27 protein-coding genes, 1 tRNA gene and 1 pseudogene are annotated in these 25,693 nt (G+C 61.8%); 12 read left to right on the top strand and 17 right to left on the bottom strand.

Annotated elements, in window-relative coordinates; genetic code table 11:
• Nucleotides 1-14 precede the first annotated feature (14 nt).
• Together NKJ13_RS00585 and NKJ13_RS00590 are read left to right on the top strand one after the other, a co-directional pair.
• Nucleotides 15-1,199 carry a CaiB/BaiF CoA transferase family protein gene (locus tag NKJ13_RS00585; RefSeq protein ID WP_352702683.1) on the top strand — a complete coding sequence of 395 codons (1,185 nt, stop codon included), beginning with the start codon at nucleotides 15-17 and terminating at the stop codon, nucleotides 1,197-1,199.
• Nucleotides 1,196-2,044, top strand: a complete 849-nt coding sequence (locus NKJ13_RS00590; RefSeq protein ID WP_352702685.1) for a citryl-CoA lyase — start codon at nucleotides 1,196-1,198, stop codon at nucleotides 2,042-2,044. The genes NKJ13_RS00585 and NKJ13_RS00590 overlap by 4 nt, the downstream gene beginning before the upstream one ends.
• A 76-nt stretch (nucleotides 2,045-2,120) precedes the next feature.
• Here the strand turns inward: NKJ13_RS00590 and NKJ13_RS00595 are convergent, their stop codons facing one another.
• The 13 genes and pseudogenes from NKJ13_RS00595 to NKJ13_RS00655 form a co-directional block, all read right to left on the bottom strand.
• Nucleotides 2,121-2,630, bottom strand: coding sequence for an NUDIX hydrolase (locus NKJ13_RS00595; protein WP_352737500.1), 510 nt, complete (start codon nucleotides 2,628-2,630; stop codon nucleotides 2,121-2,123).
• 128 nt (nucleotides 2,631-2,758) lie between these two features.
• Entirely contained in the window at nucleotides 2,759-3,025 is a 267-nt protein-coding gene (locus tag NKJ13_RS00600) for a hypothetical protein (protein ID WP_352702688.1), read from the bottom strand.
• A gap of 159 nt (nucleotides 3,026-3,184) precedes the next feature.
• Nucleotides 3,185-3,877, bottom strand: a complete 693-nt coding sequence (locus NKJ13_RS00605; protein WP_254816839.1) for a response regulator transcription factor — start codon at nucleotides 3,875-3,877, stop codon at nucleotides 3,185-3,187.
• Entirely contained in the window at nucleotides 3,874-6,615 is a 2,742-nt protein-coding gene (locus NKJ13_RS00610; protein WP_352702690.1) for a DUF4118 domain-containing protein, read from the bottom strand. Before NKJ13_RS00610 ends, NKJ13_RS00605 begins: the two co-directional genes overlap by 4 nt.
• Before the next feature lie 54 nt (nucleotides 6,616-6,669).
• The gene (gene kdpC, locus NKJ13_RS00615) at nucleotides 6,670-7,239 is read right to left on the bottom strand and encodes a potassium-transporting ATPase subunit KdpC (protein WP_352506581.1); all 570 of its coding nucleotides are present in this window, start codon (nucleotides 7,237-7,239) and stop codon (nucleotides 6,670-6,672) included.
• A 12-nt stretch (nucleotides 7,240-7,251) separates the two neighbouring features.
• The gene (gene kdpB / locus NKJ13_RS00620) at nucleotides 7,252-9,339 is read right to left on the bottom strand and encodes a potassium-transporting ATPase subunit KdpB (RefSeq protein ID WP_352737498.1); all 2,088 of its coding nucleotides are present in this window, start codon (nucleotides 9,337-9,339) and stop codon (nucleotides 7,252-7,254) included.
• 213 nt (nucleotides 9,340-9,552) lie between these two features.
• The gene (gene kdpA / locus NKJ13_RS00625; RefSeq protein ID WP_352506579.1) at nucleotides 9,553-11,256 is read right to left on the bottom strand and encodes a potassium-transporting ATPase subunit KdpA; all 1,704 of its coding nucleotides are present in this window, start codon (nucleotides 11,254-11,256) and stop codon (nucleotides 9,553-9,555) included.
• A 24-nt stretch (nucleotides 11,257-11,280) separates the two neighbouring features.
• On the bottom strand, nucleotides 11,281-11,370 hold the full coding sequence (locus tag NKJ13_RS00630; protein ID WP_023675300.1) for a K(+)-transporting ATPase subunit F: 90 nt from the start codon (nucleotides 11,368-11,370) through the stop codon (nucleotides 11,281-11,283).
• A 331-nt stretch (nucleotides 11,371-11,701) separates the two neighbouring features.
• Nucleotides 11,702-13,183, bottom strand: a complete 1,482-nt coding sequence (locus tag NKJ13_RS00635) for a hypothetical protein (protein WP_352506578.1) — start codon at nucleotides 13,181-13,183, stop codon at nucleotides 11,702-11,704.
• 113 nt (nucleotides 13,184-13,296) lie between these two features.
• Entirely contained in the window at nucleotides 13,297-13,479 is a 183-nt protein-coding gene (locus NKJ13_RS00640; protein WP_352506577.1) for a hypothetical protein, read from the bottom strand.
• Nucleotides 13,479-13,667 carry a DUF3606 domain-containing protein gene (locus NKJ13_RS00645; RefSeq protein ID WP_292657372.1) on the bottom strand — a complete coding sequence of 63 codons (189 nt, stop codon included), beginning with the start codon at nucleotides 13,665-13,667 and terminating at the stop codon, nucleotides 13,479-13,481. The genes NKJ13_RS00640 and NKJ13_RS00645 overlap by 1 nt, the downstream gene beginning before the upstream one ends.
• A 230-nt stretch (nucleotides 13,668-13,897) precedes the next feature.
• Nucleotides 13,898-14,128: a hypothetical protein gene (locus NKJ13_RS00650; protein ID WP_254816847.1), complete on the bottom strand. Its 231-nt coding sequence runs from the start codon at nucleotides 14,126-14,128 to the stop codon at nucleotides 13,898-13,900.
• Nucleotides 14,129-14,538: 410 nt separating this feature from the next.
• A pseudogene (locus NKJ13_RS00655) lies at nucleotides 14,539-14,685 on the bottom strand (DUF3597 family protein); the annotation flags it as partial.
• Between the two features lie 209 nt (nucleotides 14,686-14,894).
• Between NKJ13_RS00655 and NKJ13_RS00660 the strand changes: the two are divergent.
• The 4 genes from NKJ13_RS00660 (at nucleotide 14,895) to NKJ13_RS00675 (ending at nucleotide 17,191) form a co-directional block, all read left to right on the top strand.
• Nucleotides 14,895-15,116, top strand: coding sequence for a cupin domain-containing protein (locus NKJ13_RS00660; RefSeq protein WP_352737497.1), 222 nt, complete (start codon nucleotides 14,895-14,897; stop codon nucleotides 15,114-15,116).
• 64 nt (nucleotides 15,117-15,180) lie between these two features.
• Nucleotides 15,181-15,789 (top strand): YdeI/OmpD-associated family protein, encoded by a 609-nt coding sequence (locus NKJ13_RS00665; RefSeq protein WP_352506575.1) that lies wholly within the window; start codon nucleotides 15,181-15,183, stop codon nucleotides 15,787-15,789.
• Between the two features lie 453 nt (nucleotides 15,790-16,242).
• Entirely contained in the window at nucleotides 16,243-16,515 is a 273-nt protein-coding gene (locus NKJ13_RS00670) for a hypothetical protein (RefSeq protein ID WP_352687981.1), read from the top strand.
• A gap of 268 nt (nucleotides 16,516-16,783) precedes the next feature.
• Nucleotides 16,784-17,191, top strand: coding sequence for a hypothetical protein (locus tag NKJ13_RS00675; RefSeq protein WP_352506573.1), 408 nt, complete (start codon nucleotides 16,784-16,786; stop codon nucleotides 17,189-17,191).
• Between the two features lie 348 nt (nucleotides 17,192-17,539).
• On the opposite strand, the gene NKJ13_RS00680 is transcribed toward NKJ13_RS00675, so the two are convergent.
• Nucleotides 17,540-17,731, bottom strand: a complete 192-nt coding sequence (locus NKJ13_RS00680) for a hypothetical protein (RefSeq protein WP_254816854.1) — start codon at nucleotides 17,729-17,731, stop codon at nucleotides 17,540-17,542.
• A 3-nt stretch (nucleotides 17,732-17,734) separates the two neighbouring features.
• A complete protein-coding gene (locus NKJ13_RS00685; RefSeq protein ID WP_254816855.1) occupies nucleotides 17,735-17,944 on the bottom strand; it encodes a hypothetical protein in 210 nt (69 codons plus the stop codon).
• 365 nt (nucleotides 17,945-18,309) lie between these two features.
• Here NKJ13_RS00685 and NKJ13_RS00690 point away from each other — a divergent pair, with 365 nt between their 5' ends.
• On the top strand, nucleotides 18,310-19,026 hold the full coding sequence (locus NKJ13_RS00690) for a pentapeptide repeat-containing protein (protein ID WP_352688090.1): 717 nt from the start codon (nucleotides 18,310-18,312) through the stop codon (nucleotides 19,024-19,026).
• A 755-nt stretch (nucleotides 19,027-19,781) separates the two neighbouring features.
• On the opposite strand, the gene NKJ13_RS00695 is transcribed toward NKJ13_RS00690, so the two are convergent.
• Nucleotides 19,782-19,871, bottom strand: a tRNA-Ser gene (locus NKJ13_RS00695).
• Between the two features lie 426 nt (nucleotides 19,872-20,297).
• On the opposite strand from NKJ13_RS00695, the gene NKJ13_RS00700 reads away from it, so the two are divergent.
• From NKJ13_RS00700 to NKJ13_RS00710, 3 genes are all read left to right on the top strand, one after another.
• The gene (locus NKJ13_RS00700; RefSeq protein ID WP_352509895.1) at nucleotides 20,298-20,621 is read left to right on the top strand and encodes a hypothetical protein; all 324 of its coding nucleotides are present in this window, start codon (nucleotides 20,298-20,300) and stop codon (nucleotides 20,619-20,621) included.
• A gap of 68 nt (nucleotides 20,622-20,689) precedes the next feature.
• Nucleotides 20,690-21,352 carry a peptide-methionine (S)-S-oxide reductase MsrA gene (gene msrA / locus NKJ13_RS00705; protein WP_352509893.1) on the top strand — a complete coding sequence of 221 codons (663 nt, stop codon included), beginning with the start codon at nucleotides 20,690-20,692 and terminating at the stop codon, nucleotides 21,350-21,352.
• Between the two features lie 213 nt (nucleotides 21,353-21,565).
• The gene (locus tag NKJ13_RS00710) at nucleotides 21,566-22,555 is read left to right on the top strand and encodes a BMP family lipoprotein (protein WP_254816859.1); all 990 of its coding nucleotides are present in this window, start codon (nucleotides 21,566-21,568) and stop codon (nucleotides 22,553-22,555) included.
• Nucleotides 22,556-22,620: 65 nt separating this feature from the next.
• Here NKJ13_RS00710 and NKJ13_RS00715 read toward each other — a convergent pair whose 3' ends face one another.
• Nucleotides 22,621-22,842, bottom strand: a complete 222-nt coding sequence (locus NKJ13_RS00715) for a SlyX family protein (protein ID WP_352509891.1) — start codon at nucleotides 22,840-22,842, stop codon at nucleotides 22,621-22,623.
• A gap of 181 nt (nucleotides 22,843-23,023) precedes the next feature.
• On the opposite strand from NKJ13_RS00715, the gene NKJ13_RS00720 reads away from it, so the two are divergent.
• On the top strand, nucleotides 23,024-24,556 hold the full coding sequence (locus NKJ13_RS00720; RefSeq protein WP_352478115.1) for an ABC transporter ATP-binding protein: 1,533 nt from the start codon (nucleotides 23,024-23,026) through the stop codon (nucleotides 24,554-24,556).
• Nucleotides 24,553-25,692: an ABC transporter permease gene (locus NKJ13_RS00725; protein ID WP_352509890.1), complete on the top strand. Its 1,140-nt coding sequence runs from the start codon at nucleotides 24,553-24,555 to the stop codon at nucleotides 25,690-25,692. The genes NKJ13_RS00720 and NKJ13_RS00725 overlap by 4 nt, the downstream gene beginning before the upstream one ends.
• Nucleotide 25,693 lies beyond the last annotated feature (1 nt).

Genomic DNA, 25,693 nt, shown 5'->3' on the forward strand with positions numbered 1-25,693 from the left:
CTGTTCGTGACGTCATGACAGACCTGCTTTCCGGCATCCGCATCCTTGACCTGACCAATGTGTTGGCCGGCCCCTATTGCGCCTACCAGCTGGCATTGCTCGGGGCCGACGTCATCAAGGTTGAGACGCCGCAAGGCGGCGATCTGGCGCGCCAGCTCGGCGCCTCTCCGGAGCTCAACCGGGCGGGCATGGGCGCTTCGTTCCTGGCGCAGAATGCCGGCAAACGCTCGGTGGCGCTCGATCTCAAGCAGCACGCCGACCGCGAACGCTTCCTCGATCTGGTCGCTTCGGCCGACGCGCTGGTCGAGAATTTCCGTCCCGGCGTAATGGGCCGGCTGGGGCTTGGCCATGCCAGGCTGAAAGAAGTCCGGCCAAGCCTTGTCTATTGTGCGATATCGGGCTTCGGCCAGACCGGGCCGATGCGCGACAATCCAGCCTACGACCAGATCATCCAGGGTCTTTCCGGGATTATGAGCATCACCGGTACACCGGAAACCGCGCCGCTGCGTGTTGGCTATCCGGTCGCCGATACGCTTGGCGGGCTGGTCGGGGCGTTCGCCATTACCGCCGCGCTGGTCAAGCAGAAGACGACAGGCGAGGGCGCGTTCCTCGACGTCTCGATGCTCGAATGCACGCTTTCTGCGCTCGGCTGGCCGGTGTCGAACTATCTGACGGCGGACGTCGAGCCGCAGCCGATGGGCAATGAAAATATGACGGCCGCACCGTCTGGCGCGTTTCGCACCGGCGACGGCTTGCTCAACATCGCAGCCAACAAGCAGGAGCAGTTCGTCACACTGTGCCGGTTGATCGGTCGGCCGGAGTTGGCGTCGGATGTCCGCTTTGCCGAGCGAGAAACGCGCAAGCAGAACCGCATTGCATTGAAAGCGCTGATCGAGGATGCCTTGACGAGCGGCTCGGCCGCCGCCTGGGAGGAGACGTTCAATCGCGCCGGCGTGCCGGCAGGCCGGGTGCTGACAATCCCGCAGATACTGCAGGAGCGACAGGTGATCGAGCGCGGCATGACGGCGCGGTTCCCGGCTGTGTCCGGGATGGACCAGCCGCTGACCGTGGTGCGCTGCGGCTTCATGGTCGATGGCGAGGCACCTTTGCCGAGCAGGCCGCCGCCGGCGCTCGGCGAGCATATGGGCGAGGTTTTTGCCGGCCTGCCGCCGCGTGCCAGGAAAAGAGCGAAGGCATGAGCGGAACGCAAAACAAGACTGGTCGCGCACGCGGCGAGGAATGGTGGCAGACCGGCATCATCGAGATGCGCCCCGGCGTCATCCGGCTGCGCGGCTATGAAATCCAGGATCTGATCGGCCGCGTCAGCTTTCCGGCAATGATCTGGCTGATGCTGCGCGGCGAACTGCCAGGCGAGGAGCAGGCGGCGCTGCTTGGCATCGCGCTGGGTGCTGCCGTCGACCATGGGCCGCAGGCGCCGTCGATCGCCATCGCCCGTATGGCGATCACCTGCGGCGTCGGCATCAACAGCGCCATGGCATCAGCCGTCAACGTGCTTGGCGATGTGCATGGCGGCGCCGGCGAACAGGCGCTTTCCTTCTACGGAGACATCGCTGCCGAACTGGACGCCGGCATGCCGCTTGCGGACGCCGTGTCGGCGCGGCTCGATCGTTTCCTTGCCGGGGAAAACGGCTATGTGCCCGGGCTCGGCCATCGTTTCCATCCGGTCGACCCGCGGGCGCCCCGCCTCATCGAGTTAACCCGCGACTTTGCCGCGCGCGGCATCGTCAGCGGGCGCTTCGCCGACATTGCCGAGGCGATCGAGGCCGAGGTGGCGCGGCGCAAGGGCAAAAAAATCCCGCTCAACATCGACGGCGCCACGGCCGTCATCTACGGCGAGCTCGGCTTCCCGCCGCCGCTGACGCGCGGCCTTTTCGTGCTGTCGCGCTCGGTCGGCATCCTCGCCCATGCATGGGAACAGTCGCAGGAAAGCGACCGCAACAAGGGGCCGCTGCCGCGCGAATGGCTGTGGGCCTATTCCGGCACGCCGGTGCGGTCTTTGCCCGAGGGCGACGGCGGCAAGTGAGATTTCGGTTCAAGTGTGACGGCGGCAGGCGCTGGGGCCAATTCCATCCCGATCCAGTCGGGCTAGCCTCGATCTTTTATTGAGCGTGATCTTTTCCGAAAGCCGGATTCTGTTTTTTGGAATTATACTCCAGCTCGGGAATCCTGATGTTCCTCACCAGCGTCGAGAGATCCGGCTCGTCGATGAGCACCGCCGCGTCGGCCGGCGCCAGCCACGCGCGCTGACGCCTCTTGGATTCTTCCCAGTCGGCAAGTTCCTCGGTTACCTCCAGCAAATAGACGACGACGTCGACACGGACGAAGCGGTTCGCCAGCCGCTTCCAGTAGCAATAGGTGCCGGCCGGCTGTTTCAGTGTCTTGCCGAGAACGCCGGCTTCTTCCTGTGCTTCGATGGTGGCCGCCTTGCGGCTGCTCTTGCCCTTCATCGGCCAGCCCTTCGGTACGATGAAGCGCTTCGTCGTTCGCGATGTGACCAGCATCACCTCGACGTCGCCATGCTCGTTCAGCCGAAACGGAATCGCCGCGACCTGGCGAATCCGGTCGCCCTTCCTTGCCTTGCGTACGACCTTCTTCTTGCTGGCTGCCATTCGATAATCCAGTCGAGGCGGTGCCCAAACGGCAAGGGCAGCGTTGCAAAGTCGGCCGCGTTCAATGGGGCGCAAGCGGAGCGGTTTCCACAATATATAAGTCGGCTAAATAAATGAAAGGGCCGTCGTTAGCGGCAGGTGCTGACAAAGCCGCTCCCCGACGGCAGCAACTGGCAAGTTGGTCTCATCTGCGGCACCTCCTGCCGTTGCGGGGTTGGGATTTGGCGATCCTGGGCACGGTACTGCTGTTGCTGCTGCTGGTATTGCTGGCGCCGCAGCCTGTTCTCCAACATCTGCAACTGGTCCTGCTGGATCAACACGTTGCGGTCGGCGGGACTGACGACCTGTGCCGATGCAGCAGGATTTACGCCCGGCAGCATCGCCGCAGTCAGCATTGCCGACCCTAAAAACGTCAATAGACGAAGCCGTGGCATTCGTTCATTCCCGCACAAAACCGATCTTTCCGTAATATAGGGCTTTTGTCCGGCGACACCATGGCCGCCGCTGGTTTGAAGCGGATTGGAAGAGGCATTCGGCTTCGGATGCTCGTCGCGTCAATCGACTTCGCGCAGCCGGTATCCAACGCCGGTCTCGGTGGTGATATAGCGGGGCTGGTCGGGCGTTTTTTCGATCTTTTGCCTGATCTGCCGGACGTAGACTCTGAGATATTGAACGTCGGTGGAATCGCCCCAGACCTGCTTCAGCAGGAATTGGTGGGTGAGAACCTTACCGGCATGCTGTACGAGGATGCGGAGGATGTCGTATTCCTTCGGCGAGAGCTTTATCTCCTTGTCCTCGACCTTGACGATGCGCTTCACCAGATCGACGGAGAGGTCGCCGGTCTGGAACACCGGTCTCTCACCCTGCTGCTGGAACTTGTGGCGAAGCGCGACGCGGATGCGTGCGACAAGCTCGTTCATACCGAATGGCTTGGTTACATAATCGTCGGCGCCGAGTTCGAGGGCCGAGACGATGCCGGCCTCATCAGTGCGGCTGGAAAGAATAACCACGGGAATGTCCAGGCCATCATCCCGCCATTTGCGGAGCAGCTCATGCCCGCTCATGCCGGGCAGACCGAGATCGAGCAGCACAAGGTCTGGCTTTTCCGTCTCGATGAGTTCAATCGCCGCCCTGGCGTTCGGCGCCTCGCTGATCGCATAGCCTTGGCTGCCAAGCCCGACGCGAAGCAGTTTCCGGATCGGCGGTTCGTCGTCGACCACCAATATCCTGACGTCCAGGCTCGTCATGGCAGATCGTCCATATTTTGATGGCCCGCCTCGGGTTCGCCGAGATTGGGCAGTTCCGCCGGCACCAGCTGCATCTTGATCGTGAAAACCGCCCCCGAGCGGTCGGACCTGTTTGCCGCCGAGAGCGTCCCGCCCATCGCTTCGATGAAGCCGCGGCAAATCGACAGGCCGAGCCCGGTGCCGGCACGCACCTGGTCACCCTTGCGCACACGGTAGAAAGTGTCGAAAACGCGCTCCAGGTCCGCTGGCGGAATGCCTGGTCCCTCGTCCATGATCTGCAGGATGATGAAGCCGTTATCGGCCCAGGCCTGCAGGCGGATCGTCGAACCTGGCGGCGCGTATTTTGCAGCATTATCAAGGAGGTTGAACAGCACCTGTTCGAACAGAACGGGGTCGACCCGCAACATCGGCAGATCCGATGGGATGTCGATCTCGGTCTTATGCTGGCGGACGATTTTGCGGGCCCGATGCAGAGCTGAGCCGACAATGTCGCCGAGATAGTGAAAGGCGTAGTTCGGCTCCATCGTGCCGGATTCGATCTTGGTCATATCGAGCAGATTGGCAATAAAGCGGTTAAGCCTCTCCGCCTCATCGAGCACGGTCGACAGCAGTTCCGTCCGGTCCTGCTCGGGAAGCGCGGCCTCGAAGTCCCTGAGTGTTCCGGCCGCGCCCATGATGGCGGCAAGCGGCGTTTTCAAATCGTGGGAAATGGAGGTGAGCAAGGCCGAGCGCAGACGGTCTGCCTCGGCCGCAAGCTTGGCCCGGTCAACGTCGGCGACGAGCTGGATGCGCTCGATGGCGACCGCCGCCTGGTCGGCGAGCGCATCGAGCAGACGCTGCTGCTCGGGTGTCAGCAGCGGACCTTGCTTATCGTTGTCGAGGCCGACGACGCCCACCGCCGTGCGTCCGGTTCGCAAGGGCAGATAGAGGCGTTTTGCTCCGGGCAGCGTGTCGGCGCCGCGCCCCGCGGCGCGGTTATGCTCCCAGGCCCAGCGGGCTGCTGCAATGTCGGCCTCGGCCAGCGTGTCGTCGGGTGGGTAGCCGGCTTTGACCGCAATTGTACCGTCCTCCGGCAGAAGCAGCACCACGCGCAGCTTCAGCATCGAGGCGATCTGGAAGGCAGTCGCCCAGAGAACGTCGTCGAGCGTGCCAGCACCGGCGAGCTTCTTTGAGAAGAGATAAATATCTTCAGTGGCGCGTGCCCGCGAGCGCGCAGCGACCGCCTGACGCTGCACGCGCGCTGTTAGATTGCTGGCAATGACCGCAACAACTAGGAAGACAGCCAGCGCAACGATGCTCTCCGGATCCTCGATCGTCAGCGTGTAGCGTGGTTCCAGGAAGAAATAGTTGAAGGCAATGGCGCTGATGAGGCAGGCATACAAAGCCGGCCAGAGACCGCCGGTCACAGCCGACGTCAGGACCCCAATGAGAAAGATGACCGCCAGGTTGCGGACGTCGAGAAACTGGTCGAGAAGGACGGCGAAGGCGAGCGAGCCAACAACATAGGCCGTGGCCCTGAGATAGGGCCAGATCTCGAACTGCCACTGCTCGTCCGCCGCCTTGACGGTCCTCGACGTCGCCTCGGCGTTGCGTTCGTTTCCCGAAATGACATGGACGCTGATGTCGCCGGCATTGCGGATGAGATCGTAAGTGAGCGAGCCTTCGATCAATTCCCGCCAGCGCGATCGGGTCGGCCTGCCGATCACGATATGCGTGAAGTTGTTCGCCGTCGCATGCCGAACGATGTCTTGCGCGACGTTCTGACCCGGAATGGTCGTCACCTCGGCACCGAGCTGCTCGGCAAGGCGCAGCTGCGTCGCCAGCCGATCCTTGTCCTCCTCGGGCATGGCAGCTGAACGAGGGGTATCGACATGAAGCGCCGTCCAAGGGGCGCGGAGCCGGTCGGCCAACCTCCGCGCATAACGTACACGGGCCGCCCCGCCCGGACGCGCATCGACGCAGACGAGAACCCTTTCCCCCGCCGCCCAGGGCCCGGGTATCGCGTGGGCCTGCATATGGGTCAGCAACTGCTCGTCGACCCGCTGGGCAGTGCGGCGGAGCGCCAATTCCCGGAGCGCCGTCAGATTGCCCGGCGAGAAATAGTTCTCGATGGCGCGCTGGGCGGTGCTGGGGATGTAGACCTTGCCTTCCTCAAGCCGCTTGATCAGATCGTCGGGGGTGAGGTCGATGATCTCGATGTCGTCGGCCTGGTCGATTATGGAGTCGGGGACAGTTTCCCGCACCCTGACGCGGGTGATCTGCGCCACGACATCGTTCAGGCTCTCGACGTGCTGGATATTCAGGGTCGTATAGACATCGATGCCGTGCGTCAGGATTTCCTGGACGTCGAGGTAGCGCTTGGGGTGACGGCTGCCGGCGACGTTGGTGTGGGCGAGTTCGTCGACCAGAACCAGCGCCGGGTGCCGGGCGAGGATGGCGTCGAGATCCATCTCCTCAAGGATCCGCCCCTTGTAATCGATCTCAAGGCGAGGAATGACCTCGTAGCCTTCGACCAGCGTCTGGGTTTCTTTGCGGCCGTGCGTCTCGACGATGCCGATTACTACGTCGACCCCGTCGGCCAGCCTGGCGCGGCCCGACATCAGCATCTCGTAGGTCTTGCCGACACCGGGGGCGGCGCCGAGAAATATCCTCAGGCGACCGCGCTCCTCTCGCTCGGCATGCTCGAGCAGCGCGTCGGGAGAGGGCCTGGTTTCGGCGGTGCGGCTGTCGTCTGGCATAAGGGTCAATCATGAACGGCGCCGGCTTCGGTGTCGATCCCGGCGCCGGTTCCTTTACCGTTTCATCGCATCGTCCAGCGCAAGGTTGAGGGCCAGCACATTGACTACCGGCTCGCCGATGAATCCCAATTCGCGATCCTCGACATGGCTGTCGACAAGCGATTTGATCCTGGATTCATCGACGCCCCTGGCCTTGGCCACCCTGGCGACCTGAAAATAGGCCGCGTCGGGGCTGATATGCGGATCGAGGCCGCTGCCGGACGTGGTGACCAGATCTATCGGTACCGGCTGGTTCGGGTTTTCCGTCCTCAGCCTTTCGGCGTCAACCTTGATGCGGTCGATCAGCTTGGGATTGGTCGGGCCGAGATTCGAGCCGCCCGAGGCGGCGGCATTGTAGCCGTCGCCGGCAGCCGAGAGACGGCCATGGAAGTAGCGGTCGCTTTCGAAAGCCTGGCCGATCAGCTCGGAACCGACGAGCTTGCCGTCCTTCTCGATCAGGCTGCCATTGGCCTGGCGCGAAAACAGCGCCTGGGCAATGCCGGTCATGCCGATCGGATAGACCAAACCCGTCAGAATGGTGAAGAAGACGATCATGACGATTGCGGGCCTGATTTGATTGAGCATCGACGTGGTTCCTTAGGCGAGACCGAGAGCGGTGATGGCCATGTCGATCACCTTGATGCCGACGAAGGGGACGACGACGCCGCCGAGGCCATAGACAATGAGATTGCGGCTGAGCAGCGCACTGGCGCCGACCGCGCGGTATTTGACACCCCTCAGCGACAGCGGGATCAGCGCGATGATGATCAGCGCGTTGAAGATGATGGCCGAGAGGATAGCGCTCTGCGGCGTCGCCAGATGCATGACGTTGAGCGCTTGCAGCGGCCCGGTAGTTTGGCCCGGGGCGATGTAGAAGACGGCGAATATTGCCGGGATGATGGCAAAATACTTGGCTACGTCGTTGGCGATGGAGAAGGTGGTCAGCGAGCCACGCGTCATCAGCAGCGCCTTGCCGATTTCGACGATCTCGATCAGCTTGGTCGGATCGCTGTCGAGATCGACCATGTTGCCGGCCTCGCGCGCCGCGACCGTGCCGGTGTTCATGGCAACGCCGACATCGGCCTGCGCGAGGGCCGGCGCATCGTTAGTGCCATCGCCGCACATCGCGACAAGTTTGCCTTTGGCCTGCTCGTCGCGGATCAGCTTCAACTTGTCCTCGGGCGTCGCTTGGGCAAGGAAGTCGTCGACGCCGGCTTCCGCCGCGATCGCCGCCGCGGTCATCGGATTATCGCCGGTGATCATCACCGTGCGGATGCCCATGCGGCGCAATTCGGCAAAGCGTTCTGCGATGCCGCCCTTGACGACGTCCTTCAGATGGACGACGCCGAGGAGGCGCCCGTCGCGCTCGACCGCGAGTGGAGTGCCACCCGATTTGGCAATCTCGTCGGCGATCGCCTGAAGGTCGCGGACGGTGTCGTTGCGCGTACGGCCTGTGGCAACCGTCGAGAGGTTGACGTGGGCAAGTACCGCATCGACTGCGCCCTTGCGGACCGAGGAGCCTTCCAGATCGACGCCGCTCATGCGGGTTTGCGCGGTGAAGGGCACGAAAGTCGCGTGCAGGCTTGCCATGTCGCGGGCGCGGATGGCGTATTTTTCCTTCGCCAGGACGACGATCGAGCGGCCTTCCGGCGTTTCGTCGGCAAGCGAGGCAAGCTGGGCCGCGTCGGCCAGTTCCTGTTCGGTGACGCCCTTGACCGGACGGAATGCCGTCGCCTGGCGGTTGCCCAGCGTGATGGTTCCGGTCTTGTCGAGCAGCAGCGTGTCGACATCGCCGGCCGCCTCGACGGCGCGGCCCGACATGGCCAGCACGTTGAAGCGCACCAGGCGGTCCATGCCGGCAATGCCGATCGCCGACAGCAGGGCGCCAATTGTGGTCGGGATCAGGGTAACGAACAGGGCGACCAGCACCGTCACCGAGATATAACCGCCCGAATACGAGGCGAAGCTCGGGATCGTCGCCGTGGCCAGCACGAAGATCAGCGTCATGCCGACGAGCAGGATATTGAGCGCGATCTCGTTGGGTGTCTTCTGGCGCTCGGCGCCCTCGACCAACGAGATCATGCGGTCGAGGAACGTATGGCCGGCAGCCGCGGTGATGCGCACGCGGATCCAGTCGGACAAGACCTGGGTGCCGCCGGTCACCGCCGAACGGTCGCCGCCGGATTCGCGGATGACCGGTGCGGATTCGCCGGTGATGGCCGCCTCGTTGACCGACGCCACGCCTTCGACCACCTCGCCGTCCGAGGGGATGATGTCGCCGGCTTCGACAAGCACGATGTCGCCGACCTTCAGGCTGGTGCCGGGCACCAGTTTGAACTTGCTGCGGTCGCCATCGTTCAACAGCTTGGCCTGCGTCTCGGTTCGCGCCCGGCGCAGCGAGTCTGCCTGCGCCTTGCCGCGACCTTCGGCCACCGCTTCGGCGAAATTGGCGAAGAGCACGGTGAACCACAGCCAAATGATGATCTGCAGCGTGAAGCCAAGATCGCCGCCGCTGGTAGCGAGATCCTTGACGAACAGCACGGTGGTGAGCGCCGAGACGACGGCGACGACAAACATCACCGGGTTTCGCATCAAGGTGCGCGGGTTCAGTTTTCTGAAGGAACCGCCGATAGCGGGCCACAGAATGCGGGTATCCATGATGCTCACGGATTTCGACGGGCTCATTTGGTAGCTCCAGTGTCGATTTTGTTGACCGGTCGATCGTGTGCCGAACGAAGGTGCGGCGGCCCGTAAGCCAGCAGCCAGATCATGATCAAGGCTGCCGCAATAGCGAGGAATGTGGACAGCGTCGGGAAAGGAGGGGGCGTTTTCTCCCCCTCCGGCTCGGGGCGATGCCGGACCTTCCGAGGTATGATCTTGAACCAGGGCATGGCCGTTTCAGAATGTCTGACCGTGAATCATCGCCAGGTGCTCGACGATCGGTCCGACCGCCAGGGCCGGGAAGAAGGTCAGGCCGCCGACGATCAGGATGACACCGGCCAGCAGGCCGACGAACAGCGGACCGTCCGTCGGGAAGGTGCCGGCGGAGGCAGGGACGGTCTTCTTCGCAACTAGCGAGCCAGCAATCGCCAACGCCGGAATAATGACCAGGAACCGGCCCATCAGCATGCCGATGCCGAGCGTTACGTTGTACCAGGGCGTGTTGCCGCTGAGGCCGCCAAAGGCGGAGCCATTGTTCGCCGCGGCCGAGGTGTAGGCATAGAGAACCTCGGAGAAGCCGTGCGGGCCGGCATTGGCGATGGAAGCAACGCCGGTCGGCAGCACCACCGCGATAGCGGTGAAGATCAGCATTGCAAGCGGCAGGCAGAGCACGGCCAGCATAGCCATCTTGACCTCCTTGGCCTCGATCTTCTTGCCGAGATATTCGGGCGTGCGTCCGACCATCAGCCCGGCGACGAAAACGGCAATGACGATGAACATCAGGATACCGTAGAAGCCCGCGCCGACGCCGCCGACAATGACCTCGCCGAGCTGCATATTGATGATGGGGATCATGCCGCCGAGTGCGGTGAAGCTGTCATGCATGGCGTTGACCGCGCCGCAGGACGCGGCGGTGGTGATGACGGCAAACAGCGCCGACAGAGCGATGCCGAAACGGCTCTCCTTGCCCTCCATGTTGCCGCCGTCGACGCCCAGCGCATGGACCAGCGGATTGCCTGCGGCTTCCGCCCAGTAGCAGACGGCAACGCCGGCGATGAACAGCACGCCCATAGCCGACAGAATTGCCCAGCCCTGGCGCTGGTTGCCTACCATGCGGCCGAAGACATTGGTCAACGCCGCGCCGAGGGCGAAGATCGTCACCATCTGGATCAGGTTGGAAATTGCATCGGGATTTTCGAAGGGATGCGCTGCATTGGCGTTGAAGAAGCCGCCGCCATTGGTGCCAAGCATTTTGATAGCGATCTGCGAAGCGACAGGCCCGACTGCGATGGTCTGCTGCGCACCTTCGAGCGTCGTCGCGTTGACGTAGGCAGCGAGCGTCTGCGGCATGCCGAGATAGACATAGACCAGAGTCAGGACGATGCAGAACGGCAAAAGCAGATAGAGCGTGCAGCGGGTCATATCGACCCAGAAATTGCCGATCGATTTGCCTGAGGCCCTGGCAAAGCCGCGGATCAATGCGACCGCAATGGCGATGCCGGTCGCCGCCGACAGAAAATTCTGCACGGTCAAGCCGGCCATCTGCACGAGATAGGACATCGTGCTTTCGCCGCCGTAGTTCTGCCAGTTGGTGTTGGTCATGAAGCTGGCGGCGGTGTTGAAGGCCAGCCCAGGTTCGACGGCGGTCATGCCGGCCGGATTGTAGGGCAGGCCGCCTTGCAGCCGTTGCAGCACATAGAGCACCAGGAAGCCGGCCAGGTTAAAGAACAGCAGGGCCGCCGCATAGGAGGTCCAGTGCTGCTCCTCGCGCTCGCTGGTCCCTGATATGCGGTAGAGTCCGCGCTCGAGCGGGGCCAGAATTGACGACAGGAATATGCGCTCGCCGCTGAAAACGCGATACATGTAGCCGCCGAGCGGCTTGGCCAGCAGAGCGACGATCCCGCAATAGACGAGGATCTGCAGCCATCCGTTGATCGTCATGGGTTGGCTCCTTGCCAGCGGAGATCAGAAGCGTTCCGGGCGAACGAGGGCGTATGTCAGGTAGGCGAGAAGAAACAAGGTCACGGCGCCGCCGAGGATATAGTCGAAAAGCATGTTGCGATCCCCTAAACTTACAGCTTGTCGCAGGCTTTGATGTAGCCAAAGCATAGAGCAAAGAACGTGATTCCAATCGCGACAACAACTATGTCCACCGCGCATTTTCCTTATGTTGTATTTATTGTTTACTTTACCAAACTACCAAAATCGGTCGCCGCATCATATCAGCGGCCGGAAACATCGCTTCGGCGAATATGGATCAAAGTGCCATAAAGGGTCGAGACGGGACGCGGAGCAAAGAAATCAAAATCCCATAAGGATTTCGCCGCCTCGGCGCTGGCCACAGCTCAGGAGGGATGTGCACACCGGCGCGCGAAGCTGCCGGGGCTCAGTCCGCGCGGGTGTAGATCACCGCGTAATCGTCCGCATAGGCCCGCTTCCAGCCCAGTTCGTCGAAGAACGGAATGCGGCTGTCGTCGGCAGTCAACAATGCCCAGCCTATCGTATATTTCTCGAGTTGGGCTTTCAGGATCGGCTTGCCCCGGCTGTGCCCAGTCTGCTCATCCGTTTCCGTAAAGCCATTCAGGAAGAGCTGATCCGCGCGGCCGTCGATAAACGTCCTGATGCCATGGAAGATCAGCGTACCGCCGAAATCGTAGGAGTTCAGCAGATTGCCCGACAGATTATGGGATTGGGCGAAGGCCAGTGCGTCCCTGGCCGAGGTCTTCTGGCTCGGCGCGACCGGATAGGTCGTGAAGGCGGCAGCCGCCAAAACCAGCAAAACGGCAAGTCCAGCGCAAATCCTGGAAAATTGCCGTGCGAAAAATTGTTCAAGTCCGTCGCGCTTTTCCGCCGCCCATTTCTCGGTTGAAAGCGCTGGATATTGTTGCGCGACCTCCACGGCAAGGACCACCGGGACAAGAAGAAAGAACAAGTACATGAACCGTATGTGGGTGAGATAGGCGTGCAGCGTGAAGACAAGGAACAGCGCCTTGGCCCAGCCAATGCGCAATCTCGACACGAGCAGCCCGAAAAACGCCACCAGCAGGGCCACCTCCTGGAGGGTGTGCCGCGAGGCGTCGAAGGGTTGCCACTCCGCAATGTAAGGCACCGCCTCATTGCCATAGGCCACCGTGAACGTGGCGAGTATGGCCTTGACGCCATAGGGATTGAACAGGCTGACCAGCGGGCAAAGCAGCCCGAAAGCGATCCACTTGGCCAGCAGCCGGGGGTTCGACAAGCGCGTGCGCATGACGAGATCGAGGCCGGCGAAGGCGGCGATGACGAAACCGAAGGTGAAGGTGGCATGGAGATTGGTCCACAGGCAAAGCAGCGTCAGCAGCCACAAAGGCGGCGCTTTCTCGTTGCGTGCGGCCTGGAAAAGACCGGCGGTCCAGATGACGATGATGGGCAAGGTAAAGATGTGCGGCCGGGCGACATAGATTGGCCCGATCAAAAGCGCGAGAACCAGCGTCAGTCCTATCGCCAGCGTCGGCTTCAACCACGCGCTGAGATACCACGACGTCAAGAAGATCGTGAGCGCGATTACTGCAGTCGCCAGCAGCACCACGCCGTTCCAGCCGCCGGCTTCAAAGGCAATTGCAAGGAGAAGCTGACTAAGCCATTCCTTAGCGATCCATGGCTGGCCGGCAAAAGTGTAGGAGTAGACGTCGACGGTGGGGAATGTGCGGCTTGCCAGCATATCCATGCCGACCTTGATGTGCCACCAGCTATCAGGATCCTGCAGGAGGGACGTGGCAAAGGCGAGGAGCGCCGCCGCTATCACGACCGCCGCCAGCAGGCAAAATACCAACCTCACATGCCGTATATCGCCTATCGACGGCTTCGCCTCACCAGATATCCCGCGCATATGGCATCCCTGAGCCGCGATAGCGGAAGGGATAGGCCGAATTTGTTAGAAAACCGATAAGCTGCAGGATTGCAGCCACACCCCTGTACCGCCCGTCCGACCGACTCGGCGGCTCAGCCCTCGGCCTTGAAGTTCTTGGCTTCCTTCTCGACCTTCTGGCTGTCCTTGCCGTGCTTGCGCATCAGATCCTTCGCCTGCTTCGGCGAAACGTCGGTGGTTTCGGCCAGGCGCAGCGCTTCCTTTTCATCCGCATCGCGCGTCTTGCGGTCGGCCATTGCGGTTTTCTTGTCAGCCATTACGACGCTCTTATGCTTTCGGCGATTTCGTTCAGCACCTTGCGGTCGGTGCCGTGGCGCTTGATCAGCGTGCGTGCCTGATCCGGGGTGATGCCCGCTTCCTCGGCGAAGTGACGTACCTCGTAGTCTTCGCCGCCCGCCACTCGTGAGCGGTCGCGACTGTCGGTCTTGGTTTTGTCGTCGGCCATGGCAGCTCTCCTCATCTCGACGAGAGCATAACGGGCAAGATTTCAGCGAGTTCCTTCGAGCGTGTCGCTCAATTACCGCCTTCGGGCATGACCCGGCATGAGCAGCGGTTTTGTTCAAAGCAAGGGCTTGGTGCCAGGACGGCCTTCATGCACAAACAGGCTGGCCTCTTTGGCGCTGCCAACCGCCCGCCACTGCTCCTGGCGCAGCCTGATGTTCGTTCCAGATTATTTTATTGGGACCGATGGTCGAACACGACGCCCATGGTCCTACCAACGGCCGTCATGACGATAAGCTCGACCAGATCGTCGTCACTGTTGCCGCAGGCCGGGGCCGTCCTGCGAACGATGTCCAGCATCGCCCTCGTCGATATGGTGTCGCCGGCACCGAACCGTGAAAGCGCAGATGAAACAAGCTCTTGGGCCGTCAAGTCGGCGACAGTCACCCTCTGCACCACGTTCATTGGCTTCCTCCCACCATGAACTCTCTCCGGGGAGAATGATACGCCGAACGTCGCGTTTCGCCAGCAAAATGGTGGTCCTACCAGCGCGTGGGCAGCGACCGAAATCGGCGCTTTGCGTGAGGCAATCCGGGTGCGAGGCGGCAAGCGCTTTTTGTGGCATGCCACCTCGCCAAACACCGATCCTGACGGTCGGGACGGGTCTCAATTTTATTTACCTGGCGGTCTGACGCTTGGCATCGTGGTCTGCTCGGTTGCGGCCGAAGTTGGCGCAGCAAGAACCACGGTGCGGGCAGGACCAGGACGGTTCGTCGTTTCACGGAAACGCCGAGCCGGTCTGTCTTTTTTTGTTTGACGCAATTCCGGACGGAAAACCGTTCACACGTTTTCCTGGAATTGCTTGTCTTGTGACTCTAGGCGGCTAGGTCGCTCGGAAGCTTGCCGCCATTCTCGGCCAGCTTTTTCATCAGTGCGTCGTGCAGCCACAGATTCATCGTTACAGTGTCGTTCATATCGCCGGTGTAGTTCAGCTCGTGGGCCAGCTCCTTGCGCTGCCGGAGCCAGGGTTGCAGCCGGCCGGATCGGGTAGGCGCCGTCGACGCGCAATGGGCGAGGGAACGGTCAGCAGCCAGTTTTGCTGACGCGGACCAGAAAAATCATCTAGATTCGTGTTCGCAATTCGCTGAGAGGAACGAAGCCATGACAGCAGTCTCGCATCCGACAGGCTCGAACGTTCGCCGGTTTGGGCAGAGGACGATCCGTCGGTCAAATGGCCGGCGCTTTCGCGGTTTGCGGCGGGCAGGGCACTACCCAGTCCTCGGTCATTGTCTACGAGATCGAGCCCGGCAAGCGGCTCGGCTGGCAACACCCACGCCACCGAAGAGACGCTTTCTTTGCGGCGGCGATGTTCACGCAGACATTCGATAACGTCATGCTGCCGCCGAAACGAGAATCACCAGGCCTGCGGATTGCGGACTCGGAGCTGAGATGAGCGCGCGCGCGGCCGGCAAGCGGTTTGGCGTCGTTACGCGCTCGCGTCATGGGCGGACCAGCTGATGGCGCCCGTGAAGGTCGACCCCGCCAATGTGCGCGAGTTCAGGGATGCCGAAAGCTTCCATGCCTGGCTTGGCGAGCATCACGACAGCGAGGACGAAGTCTGGATCAAGATCCATAAGCTCGATTCGGGGCTGCCGTCGATCACGCCGAAGCAAGCCATCGACGTGGCGTTGTGCTGGGGCTGGATCGACGCGGTGCGCAAGGCGTTCGACGGCAAAAGCTATCTGCAGCGCTACACCCCCCGCGGCAAGAAGAGCACCTGGAGCCAGATCAATGTCGACAATGTCGCCCGGCTGATCGAGGAGGGCCGGATGACCGAGCACGGGCTGAGGCAGGTCGATGCGGCCAAGGCCGACGGCCGCTGGGCGCGCGCCTACAAGAGCGGCAAGGAGATGAAGATCCCCGACGACCTCCAGGCGGCAATAGACGCCGAGCCCAGGGCGAAAGAGATGCTGGCAAAGCTCAGCGGGCAAAACCGCTTCGCGCTCGCCTTCCGCATCCACAACATGAAGACCGAAGCCGGGCGCAAGAAGAAGATCGCGGCGTTCGTGGCGATGCTGAAGCGCGGCGAGACCATCTATCCGCAACGAAATCGCGATTCTGGATAAACATTTGGCCGCGTTTGTGTGCTGCGTCTTGTGCTTGTCCCTTGCGGCGACTCCCAAAATGCGGCCGGCTCAGGCCCATCTCCGATCCTGGCGATGTCGCAGACGATTGTTTTCGACGAGCGTCGCCCGGCACTTCGACACCATCTCTCATTCGTTTAGTGGATGCAGGAAAAAGTCTCGTCCTCACAGTCGGCATAGTATATTAGCAGGCGCTGTTATGAGGTTTTTGCCCGTTCAGGAGCCGACTGGCACGTGGGCCGTGTTTGATGCGACCGTGGACGTGCCTGCGGATTTCGCTGGCAGTTGCCTTATCGGCTTGCCGCGGCAGCGGGCGGAGTGGCTCGCAGCAAGAGCCAATCGAGATGCTGCAAAAGGCACTTCGATTTGCCGGTTGCCAGTTGCCGGACCGGCACAAGCCGCGGTTCTTAGACTTAGACCGATCGGAGAGATTCGATGATGCACGAAAGGGCAATGGCGGCTGCGTTGGCAGCCAGGAACCAGGAAGCAGACATTCGTGGTGTCTTCGACATCACCAACAAAACCGATGCGCCAATGGGCTCTCGCCGATTGGGCGAGGCTATCCACTTTGTCGCCAATGCACCCATCGTTGGCTATGATGTTCACGCCGCCGTCATCAGATATGGCCCACTCGGAACCCCCGGCCTCAGAGCTACAGATTGCGCACAGCTGTGGGAGAAGTTCGGCGAGGCCTTGCTGGAACACTGACGGGCAGGCCTTTGGCGCGTATGGCACCACGATTGTGCAGGACTTCCTTAGGGAGAACGACATGGAAGCCTGGCGGGTGATATTGCAATTAAATTAGGGTGAGCGCATATTTTTTGCCGGCTGGACTCGCAACCGGCCAGGCCCGGCGGCCGGCTGCCGACGGGCCGTCAAGCCGGCGACAAATGGTGCCGCAGGCCCGACGGTCCCCTTGGCAAGATCGCCGGAACCAGGGCATGATGCGGCGGCAAAACGGGTTTGGGGGAATGATATGCCTAAGGTTTCGGAGCTTTTTTTCAAGACAGCCATCGTCTTTCTTATTCTGGGAATTGCAGCTGGCCTGCAGATGGCAATTTCAGGCGATCACGGCGCGTTTCCGGCTCACGCGCACATCAACCTGCTGGGATGGGTCACCAGTGCAATATTCGGCGGCTATTATGCGCTGAACCCGGCGAAGGCTGCCCGCAGGACGGCGATGATCCACTACGGCGTGTACAATCTCGGCCTGGTCGTGATGCTGCCGGCGCTTTACCTGATGCTGCAGGGAAATCCGGCGCTCGAGCCGATCGTCGCCACCGGCTCAATGATTGTCGCTGCCGCCGTGCTGATCTTTGCCTTCGTGGTTTTCTCCGGCGAAACAGAGCGCTCAGTCTCGGGAATACCAGCGGTCCCGCGGTAGACGGGGCGGCGATAGTGCCGAGCCTATCAATGCCCGTGCTTCTGGTGAAGCGCGGGCCGATTGGTTGTAGGCTGATCTGAGGCAAGAGTGCGGGGAGATGAAAGCCGCTCAGTAGCCTTCGCGCGCCCCTCTGCCTGCCATGCTGCTTATCGCGGCCTTCATTTTGGCGTTGTGCCTGCGTCCCCAGGAAGGTGAAAATATCGACACTTCTTGGATCTTCGCCGAAACGACTGCCTTGTGCTTTTGGGGCGCGACGCCCAGCGAGCGCAGGTGCGACGTTGATGCAGCCTTGTTGTTGGCGACGCAGCATGACGGGGTCATCGTCAAACGACGGTAGAGCGCGCGGACCTACTGTTGCGCGAGCCGGTCCCCGAGCGTGTTTGCTTCGGCCAATCTTGCCAGCGATTGTTCGACTTTCTGCGCCGAGGCGTCTGTGCGCTTGATGTGCCGTATCATTTGCTGCCTCAGCAGCGCGAGCCTTGCGACGCGATATTCGTCGCCGTATCTCGCAGTTTCAAGGTGGAGGGTCGCGAGCATCATGGGTCAATTCTTCCGATCGATCTTCGTCATGCGTTCCCGGGCCTCAATCACGCGTTTTTGCTCAGACCGTATGCGGTCGCACAACGCGAGATTGACGGCGACACAGCCATCGTTCAACAACAGTTCATTCGCACGCTTCAGCGAGCGCTCGGCCCGTTTAACGCGCAGCCTGGCATTGGCCAGTTCGAAGCTAAAAATATCAATCATCATCATACCGCTTCGTTTGCGGTCCCTTCGATTGTTAACCGGCGTCGATCCCATTTGTTCCGACTGCACGCGGCGCAGCGCCAGGAAGGAGCTTGTCTTTCGCCCGTGCTGGGCCGTTCGCGATGGCGGGGCATGCTAGGTGGGCGGGCTGGTGCAAGGCGAAGGTGTGAAGGCCTGGCCCGTAATCACGTTCTGTTCACTCTGGCTAATGTAAGCTGGCCGCCTAGAATTCGCCGCGAAGCTGTTTGACGCGGAGCTTCACGCCAGGCTTGACCCACTGCGCCGCGAGCACAGCCATGTGGTCACCGTGGCTCGAGTGTCAGCAGATGTGGTAAGGGTGAGTGTCGGCGAGTAGCAGAGGTCCAGCAACAATGACTTTGAGGCGAACCAGAGCTTACGGCACATCCGGCTTGGTTCTAGCGGTTTGCACTGTGTTTGCTTGGCAGAACGCCGCTGCCGCTCAAAATTGCGACGCCGCCGCGACGCCTGGCGTCAATTGGCAAGAGTGTGACAAGAAGCTTCTCATCCTAGACGGACAGGACCTGAGCGGGGCGAACCTGTTCGGTGTTGATTTCACTTCGACCGACCTCAGGAACACCAATCTCCGTGCGGCAAATCTTGAGAAGGCAACGCTTGTGCGTGCTTCCCTGGCCGACTCGACCGCCAAAGGCGCCCGGTTCGACAGAATCGAGGGCTACAGGACCGACTTCAGCCGTATGGACGCGCAGGGCGCTGTGTTTGCGAGCGCGGAAATGCAGCGCTCGAATTTCCAGGACGCCAATCTGACCAATGTTGATTTCACAAAGGCAGAACTGGGGCGTGCGCAGTTCCATGACGCCGATATCAGCGGCAGCCGCTTCTCGTTTGCCAATCTCGCACGGGCGGACTTCCGAGGAGCGAGGTTCACCGCGCCGATAGACTTTGACCGCGCCTTTTTCTTTCTGACCCGTATCGAGGGCCTCGACCTTTCCAATTCGGTGGGTCTGTCCCAGTGGCAGCTCAACATGGCTTGCGGAGACGCCCGGACCGAGTTGCCTTCTGGCTTGACGAGGCCTGAAGATTGGCCCTGTCAATTCCAGCAGGAATAGTTGTCGGCAAGCGAACCGCGGCAATGCTGCACCCGACAGGATTCGAACCGGTAACTTTGTGCCGCGGGCATGCCCATTAAGGTCGAAGCCACCACCCGAGACGGCGAACTCCGGATATCCCTGTCTAATGCCGGAGAGCCCATTCCGCACGAGACAATGCAGGGGATCAGCATTAAGGAATATAATCCTCCCGTTGCGGCGAGCCCCTTCAACGGAGAATCGCCATGACTCGAAAGACCCTCGCCGACACTCTGTCCGCCCGCGAACCCATCTAAGTCAATTGTGCGCACCCGATGTGCTGCAAATCGACGAAACTTGACATCCAGGCGCTGATTGACAGGCTCGGCCATGACCACGGCTCGATGCATGACGACTTGGTCGGGCTCTTTGTCTGCTCAAATTGCAAGGCTGCCGGCCGTGACCGACCTTCTTCGCATGCATTCCTGACTACGAAGGCCATCAGCGGGCGCGCAATCGCGACTGGAAGCCAACTTTCGAACGAAGGGGCTGAAAGTGGCCGGCGCCGCTTGGGGGGCGTTGGGGTAGATTGCCTGTAGGCGCCGGCGGGGCGGATTGGGGTCCGCAGACGCGAATCCTGCGGGCTGCCCTGCGGTTTTTTCCGGACACTCCGATTCCCAAGCAAAGTCAACAAAGGGGCGGCGGCATGGTGGCCGAGCTTCATCGTTTGCGGACGTTAGGAACGGAAAGGCCGCAACTCACAAAGCGAAACAATAACAGACGCTTAAGTGGGTATCTGGCGGAGAGAGCGGGATTCGAACCCGCGTTACGGTTTCCCGTAAACACACTTTCCAGGCGTGCGCCTTCAACCACTCGGCCACCTCTCCGTCTTTAGCATTTTCGACGCGGCCGGTTTCGCCGCGCGGGTTGGGGAGATGCATCTCCTTTGGGATTCCGGACCGGAATTCCGGCCGTGGGCGCCGTCGACCAGCGGATACCCTTTCCCCACACCTGAGCCGTCAAAGCAACAGGCGCGGGGCTCATCTAGTCGATCCGGTGCCGAATGCCAAGACATAACGATAGTCTATTCGCTTTGCCGGATACGGATGCTCACCCCATGTTACCGGAGCACCCGTAGGGAGCCTATCGAAAGGGGCGGCCGAGGTGTGCTCGCCGTCCGGCGCGCCGCCGGTTCCAGCGAACCGGCGGTCGCCGGTTCAACTTCGCGTGTCGCGATTGCAGGCGAAGCAAGTAGATCCTATCTAACAGTCCGATACGACATTCTGATAATCTCCTGGGGAGGAAGGGTCTGGATGTTCCGCTTCATCTTTCGTCTCGCTGCAATGGTCGCGCTGTCGGTTTCGGTCATCATGGCCGTGCTCGATGCGACACGGTCGGTGGCGGCTTCGGCGCTGGTGATGACACCGCTTAATTCCAGCTGGCTCGCGGTCTCGCCGGATACGCGCAGCGCCTTCGAAAGCTTCGTCCGCGACAAGGTCAATCCGCTGCTGTGGGATGGCGCCATCGCCTGGGTGCTCAGCCAGCCCGGCTTCGCCGTGTTCGCGGTGCTGGCGTTCATTCTTTACGCCATCGGCTACAGGCGGCCGCGCCCCAGCGGGCGGTTCGCCGCGACCTGACATTTCCAGCCTGACCCGGTGTTCCCGTGCCGGGGAAGGCTCAACCAAGAAGAAAAGGAAACCGCACTATGTTTCTCAGCGACATGCTGAACAAGAAGCTCAACCTGCCGAAGCCCTCCGAGGCGCTGCCCGGCCGCGACCGGCCGATCCCGACTGCATCGAAGCACTTCGTCTCGAACAGGCCGCTCAAGGGTCCTTATCCCGAAGGGCTGGAAACGGCGATGTTCGGGCTGGGTTGCTTCTGGGGCGCCGAGCGCCTGTTCTGGCAGGTCGAGGGCGTCTGGGTCACGGCGGCCGGCTATGCCGGCGGCGTCACGCCCAACCCGACCTATCAGGAAACCTGCACCGGGCTCACAGGCCATGCCGAAGTCGTGCTCGTCGTCTACGATCCCAAGATCGTGTCCTATGCCGAGCTTTTGAAGCTGTTCTGGGAAAGTCACGACCCGACGCAAGGCATGCGCCAGGGCAATGATGTCGGCACCACCTACCGCTCGGCGATCTATACGTTCAACGACGCGCAGTACCAGGCGGCGCTCGCCTCGCGCGATGCCTACGAGGCTTCGCTGCGCGGTGCCGGACGCGGCAAGATCACCACCGAGATCGCACCGGCGCCGGAATTCTACTTCGCCGAGGAAGACCACCAGCAATATCTGGCGAAGAACCCCTACGGCTATTGCGGCCTGCGGGGAACCGGCGTCTCCTGCGCCATTCCGGCCGCCGTCTCCGCCTGATTATGCCCCTGACGCAAGGAATATGCTGTGGCGCCGCGATGCGGCGCCATGCTTTTCCAAAGGGTCAAAATTCCACGTGAATTTTGTTTCGGGCCGTGCCAGATTGACCCGAAGCGGGAGGAAGACACTCCTGCCTGACGCTGCATGCCTGCCGGAGAACCGGGCCGGCATGCGGTGCATAATGGACAAATAACCGACAGGGGTGTGGATCACATGAAACGTATCGTTCTCGGCCTTATGGCCGCAGCTGCAATGGTTCTCCCGGCCTTCGCCGCGGACATTCAACCCGCGATCCTCTATGATCTCGGCGGCAAGTTCGACAAGTCGTTCAACGAAGCGTCCTTCAACGGCGCCGAAAAGTTCAAGACCGAGACCGGCATCCCCTATGTGGAATTCGAGGTCAGCAACGCCACCCAGCGCGAGCAGGCGCTGCGCCGCTTCGCCGAGGACGGCCGCAATCCGATCGTCATGGCTGGCTTCTCCTGGGCCGACGCGCTTGACAAGATCGCCACCGAGTTCCCCGACACCAAATTCGCCATCATCGATATGGTCGTCGACAAGCCCAATGTCCGCTCCCTGGTCTATAAGGAGCAGGAAGGCTCGTACCTCGTCGGCGTGATGGCGGCGATGGCTTCCAAGACCAAGAAGGTCGGCTTCGTCGGCGGCATGGATATTCCGCTGATCCGCAGGTTCGGCTGCGGCTATGTAGGCGGCGCCAAGGCGGCCGGCGCCACCGACGTCATCCAGAACATGACCGGCGATACGCCGGCAGCCTGGAACGATCCGGCCAAGGGCGGCGAGATCGCCAAGACGCAGATCGACCAGGGCGCCGACGTAATCTACGCGGCGGCAGGCGGCACCGGTGTCGGCGTGCTGCAGGCAGCGGCCGACGCCGGCAAGCTCGGCATCGGCGTCGATTCCAACCAGAACGGCCTGCAACCCGGCAAGGTGTTGACCTCCATGGTCAAGCGCGTCGACGTTGCCGTCTACAACACCTTCATGGATGCCAAGAACGGCAAGTTCACGGCCGGCGTCAACGATCTCGGCCTCAAGGAAGGCGGCGTCGACTACGCCATGGACGACAACAACAAGGCGCTTGTCGACGACGCGATGAAGGCAGCGGTCGAAAAGGCCAAGGCCGACATCATCGCCGGCACCATCAAGGTGCACGACTACATGTCGGACAATGCCTGCCCGTATTGATTGATCGACATTGAAGACTGACGAGCCGCCGGGTGAAAGCCCGGCGGTTTTGCATTGTCAGCCGCTCACCAGTGCGGCGGCTTGGTCACCGGCACGTCGGGTGCGGCCTGTTCCTCCAGCGCCAGGAAGCGCTCGGCCAGCGCGTCGAGCTTGCGCTGCATGCGCTCGATCACCTTCCACTGCTCGGCGATCTGGCCTGACAGTTCCTCGATTGTCTTCTCCTGCTCGGCGGCGCGGATTTCCAGCGTCGTCAGCCGGTGGTCGGGCATGTGGGCGGGCATGGTCATCTCAAATCCTCGATCAGGCGATTGTGCAGGCTGCGGCCACGTTGGAAATTGACAAGCATGGCGGGATTTGTCGAGAGTGAACCCTGCTCCGGGCAATTGACATAGACCCAATTGGCATAGACTGGGCGTCATGCTAGGCGTTTGACCAAGCGGTAAAAAAATAACAGTGGGAACAGGCTGCATGGCGCAAGCCGCAATCGAGCTGATCGGCATCGACAAGAGCTTTGGCGCCGTGCGCGCCAACCGCGACATCAATCTGGAGATTATGCGGGGCACCATCCATGGCATCGTCGGTGAGAACGGCGCCGGCAAGTCGACGCTGATGTCGATCCTCTATGGTTTCTACCAGGCCGATTCCGGCGAAATCCGTGTCGGCGGCCAGCCGGCATCGATCAAGACACCGAATGATGCGATCGCGCTCGGCATCGGCATGGTCCATCAGCATTTCATGCTGGTCGACAATTTCTCGGTCCTGGAAAACGTCATTCTCGGCGCCGAAAGCGATGCACTGCTGAAGAAGAGCATCGCCAAGGCGCGTTCCGAGCTGGAGCGGCTCGAGCGCGAATACGGGCTCGAAGTCGATCCCGACGCCATCATCGAGGAGTTGCCGGTCGGCCTGCAACAACGCGTCGAAATCCTCAAGGCGCTCTATCGCGGCGCCGAAATCCTGATCCTCGACGAGCCAACGGGCGTGCTGACGCCGGCCGAGGCCGACCATCTGTTCCGCATCCTCAGGCAGCTGAAGGAGCAGGGCAAGACGATCGTGCTGATCACCCACAAGCTGCGCGAGATCATGGCGATCACCGACACCGTCTCGGTGATGCGCCAGGGCACGATGGTGGCGACACGCGAAACTAGGAAGACCACGGTCGAGGAACTGGCGGAGCTGATGGTCGGCCGGCGCGTGCTGCTGCGCGTCGAGAAGGGCGAGGCGAAGGCCGGCGGCGTCAAGCTCGCGGTCAAGAACCTGACGGTCAAGGATTCCCGCGGCGTCACCATGGTCGACGACGTCTCCTTCGACGTCCATGCCGGCGAGATCGTCGGCATTGCCGGCGTCGCCGGCAACGGGCAGTCCGAATTGCTCGAGGCGATTTCCGGCATCAGGCATGCCGTTTCGGGCTCGGTCATGCTCGACGGCAAGCCGATCGACCTCACCGGCGCCGCCGACCCTGGCGAGCTGCGCGAGCGCGGCCTTGCTCATGTGCCGGAGGACCGCCATCACGTCGGGCTGGTGCTGGCCTTCGAGGAGAACGAGAATTCGATCCTCGGCTACCAGGACGATGAGCGCTATCTGAAGGGGCCGTTTCTCGACATCGACGCCATCCGTGACGATGCCCGGGACAAGATCGTCAAATATGACATCCGCCCGGCGGACTGCCGCCTCAAGACCGCCAATTTCTCCGGCGGCAACCAGCAGAAGATCGTGCTGGCGCGGGAAATGGAACAAGATCCCGGCGTGTTGATCGTCGGCCAGCCGACGCGCGGCGTCGATGTCGGCGCCATCGAATTCATCCACAAGCGCCTCATCGCCATGCGCGACCAGGGCAAGGCGGTGCTGGTGGTTTCGGTCGAACTCGACGAGATCCGCTCGCTGTCCGACCGCATCCTGGTGATGTTTGCCGGCCGCATCGTCGGCGAACGCGGCCCCGACGCGACCGAGGGCGAGCTCGGCCTGCTGATGGCCGGCGTCGAGCAGCGCGAGGCGGCGGAATGAGCACTCCCTATGCCAAGCTCCCGGCCTGGGCCGACTACGTGCTGATCCCGCTGATCAATCTGTTCGTCGCCTTCGTCGTTGCCGGCTTCGTCGTCATATTGGTCGGTGAGAACCCGTTGCGCGCGGCTGTCATCCTGGTCGAGGGCGCCTTCGGTCGCGGCCAAGGCATCGCGTTTACACTTTTCTATGCTACCACCTTCATCTTCAGCGGGCTTTCGGTGGCGGTTGCGGCGCATTGCGGCCTGTTCAACATCGGTGGCGAGGGCCAGGGCTATATCGCCGGTCTCGGTATCGGCATCGTTTGCCTGGCCTTCGACAGCGTGCTGCCCTGGTGGCTGACCTTCCCGATTGCCATTATCGCCGCCGCGGCGATGGGCGCGCTGTGGGCGCTGATCCCGGCCTATCTGCAGGCCAAGCGCGGCTCGCACATCGTCATAACCACCATCATGTTCAACTTCATCGCCGCCAGCGTCATGGTCTATGCGCTGGTGGGGATGCTGAAGCCGCCCGGCTCGATGGCGCCGCAGACGCGCACCTTCCTCGAAGGCGCGCAATTGCCGAAGCTCAACTGGGTCATCGAATTGTTCGGCGCCAAAATCCGTTCGGCGCCATTCAACGTCAGTTCCCTGCTGGCGCTAGCCATGGCCTTTCTGGTGTGGGTGCTGATCTGGCGCACGAAGCTCGGCTACGAGATGCGCACCTATGGCCACAGCCCGAAAGCGGCGCGTTATGCCGGGATTTCGGAGATACGCATCATCATCATTGCGATGATGATCTCGGGCGCGTTGGCCGGCATGATGGCGCTCAACCCGACGATGGGCGACCAGCACAATGTCGCGCTCGAATTCGTTTCGGGCGCCGGTTTCGTCGGCATCGCGGTGGCGCTGATGGGTCGCCTGCACCCGGTCGGCATCGTGCTGGCGGCGATCCTGTTCGGCATGCTCTACCAGGGCGGCGCCGAGCTCGCCTTCGAGATGCCGGCGATCAGCCGCGACATGATCGTCATCATCCAGGGCCTCGTGATCCTGTTCGCCGGCGCGCTCGAGCATATGTTCCGGCCCTATGTCCAGGCGTTGTTCGCCTCGCTCAGCCCGAAATCGGTCGGCATGGAAGCGGTCAAAGGGAAGGGCGCCTGAG

It is taken from the genome of Mesorhizobium sp. M0174, from assembly GCF_040322275.1.
Taxonomy (GTDB): Bacteria; Pseudomonadota; Alphaproteobacteria; order Rhizobiales; family Rhizobiaceae; genus Mesorhizobium.

What these genes read in the sequence shown, in the direction of transcription:
- NKJ13_RS00600 (WP_352702688.1), bottom strand. Translation starts at nt 3,025, where the DNA reads ATGCTGACTGCGGCGATGCTGCCGGGCGTAAATCCTGCTGCATCGGCA.
- NKJ13_RS00590 (WP_352702685.1), top strand. Translation starts at nt 1,196, where the DNA reads ATGAGCGGAACGCAAAACAAGACTGGTCGCGCACGCGGCGAGGAATGG.
- NKJ13_RS00650 (WP_254816847.1), bottom strand. Translation starts at nt 14,128, where the DNA reads ATGAACGTGGTGCAGAGGGTGACTGTCGCCGACTTGACGGCCCAAGAG.
- NKJ13_RS00690 (WP_352688090.1), top strand. Translation starts at nt 18,310, where the DNA reads ATGACTTTGAGGCGAACCAGAGCTTACGGCACATCCGGCTTGGTTCTA.
- NKJ13_RS00585 (WP_352702683.1), top strand. Translation starts at nt 15, where the DNA reads ATGACAGACCTGCTTTCCGGCATCCGCATCCTTGACCTGACCAATGTG.
- NKJ13_RS00670 (WP_352687981.1), top strand. Translation starts at nt 16,243, where the DNA reads ATGATGCACGAAAGGGCAATGGCGGCTGCGTTGGCAGCCAGGAACCAG.
- NKJ13_RS00630 (WP_023675300.1), bottom strand. Translation starts at nt 11,370, where the DNA reads ATGCTTTTCGACTATATCCTCGGCGGCGCCGTGACCTTGTTTCTTCTC.
- NKJ13_RS00645 (WP_292657372.1), bottom strand. Translation starts at nt 13,667, where the DNA reads ATGGCCGACGACAAAACCAAGACCGACAGTCGCGACCGCTCACGAGTG.
- NKJ13_RS00640 (WP_352506577.1), bottom strand. Translation starts at nt 13,479, where the DNA reads ATGGCTGACAAGAAAACCGCAATGGCCGACCGCAAGACGCGCGATGCG.
- NKJ13_RS00725 (WP_352509890.1), top strand. Translation starts at nt 24,553, where the DNA reads ATGAGCACTCCCTATGCCAAGCTCCCGGCCTGGGCCGACTACGTGCTG.
- NKJ13_RS00595 (WP_352737500.1), bottom strand. Translation starts at nt 2,630, where the DNA reads ATGGCAGCCAGCAAGAAGAAGGTCGTACGCAAGGCAAGGAAGGGCGAC.
- NKJ13_RS00610 (WP_352702690.1), bottom strand. Translation starts at nt 6,615, where the DNA reads ATGCCAGACGACAGCCGCACCGCCGAAACCAGGCCCTCTCCCGACGCG.
- NKJ13_RS00720 (WP_352478115.1), top strand. Translation starts at nt 23,024, where the DNA reads ATGGCGCAAGCCGCAATCGAGCTGATCGGCATCGACAAGAGCTTTGGC.
- NKJ13_RS00710 (WP_254816859.1), top strand. Translation starts at nt 21,566, where the DNA reads ATGAAACGTATCGTTCTCGGCCTTATGGCCGCAGCTGCAATGGTTCTC.
- NKJ13_RS00680 (WP_254816854.1), bottom strand. Translation starts at nt 17,731, where the DNA reads ATGATGCTCGCGACCCTCCACCTTGAAACTGCGAGATACGGCGACGAA.
- NKJ13_RS00660 (WP_352737497.1), top strand. Translation starts at nt 14,895, where the DNA reads ATGGCCGGCGCTTTCGCGGTTTGCGGCGGGCAGGGCACTACCCAGTCC.
- msrA (WP_352509893.1), top strand. Translation starts at nt 20,690, where the DNA reads ATGTTTCTCAGCGACATGCTGAACAAGAAGCTCAACCTGCCGAAGCCC.
- kdpA (WP_352506579.1), bottom strand. Translation starts at nt 11,256, where the DNA reads ATGACGATCAACGGATGGCTGCAGATCCTCGTCTATTGCGGGATCGTC.
- NKJ13_RS00715 (WP_352509891.1), bottom strand. Translation starts at nt 22,842, where the DNA reads ATGACCATGCCCGCCCACATGCCCGACCACCGGCTGACGACGCTGGAA.
- NKJ13_RS00700 (WP_352509895.1), top strand. Translation starts at nt 20,298, where the DNA reads ATGTTCCGCTTCATCTTTCGTCTCGCTGCAATGGTCGCGCTGTCGGTT.
- NKJ13_RS00635 (WP_352506578.1), bottom strand. Translation starts at nt 13,183, where the DNA reads ATGCGCGGGATATCTGGTGAGGCGAAGCCGTCGATAGGCGATATACGG.
- NKJ13_RS00685 (WP_254816855.1), bottom strand. Translation starts at nt 17,944, where the DNA reads ATGATGATGATTGATATTTTTAGCTTCGAACTGGCCAATGCCAGGCTG.
- kdpC (WP_352506581.1), bottom strand. Translation starts at nt 7,239, where the DNA reads ATGCTCAATCAAATCAGGCCCGCAATCGTCATGATCGTCTTCTTCACC.
- NKJ13_RS00675 (WP_352506573.1), top strand. Translation starts at nt 16,784, where the DNA reads ATGCCTAAGGTTTCGGAGCTTTTTTTCAAGACAGCCATCGTCTTTCTT.
- NKJ13_RS00665 (WP_352506575.1), top strand. Translation starts at nt 15,181, where the DNA reads ATGGCGCCCGTGAAGGTCGACCCCGCCAATGTGCGCGAGTTCAGGGAT.
- kdpB (WP_352737498.1), bottom strand. Translation starts at nt 9,339, where the DNA reads ATGAGCCCGTCGAAATCCGTGAGCATCATGGATACCCGCATTCTGTGG.
- NKJ13_RS00605 (WP_254816839.1), bottom strand. Translation starts at nt 3,877, where the DNA reads ATGACGAGCCTGGACGTCAGGATATTGGTGGTCGACGACGAACCGCCG.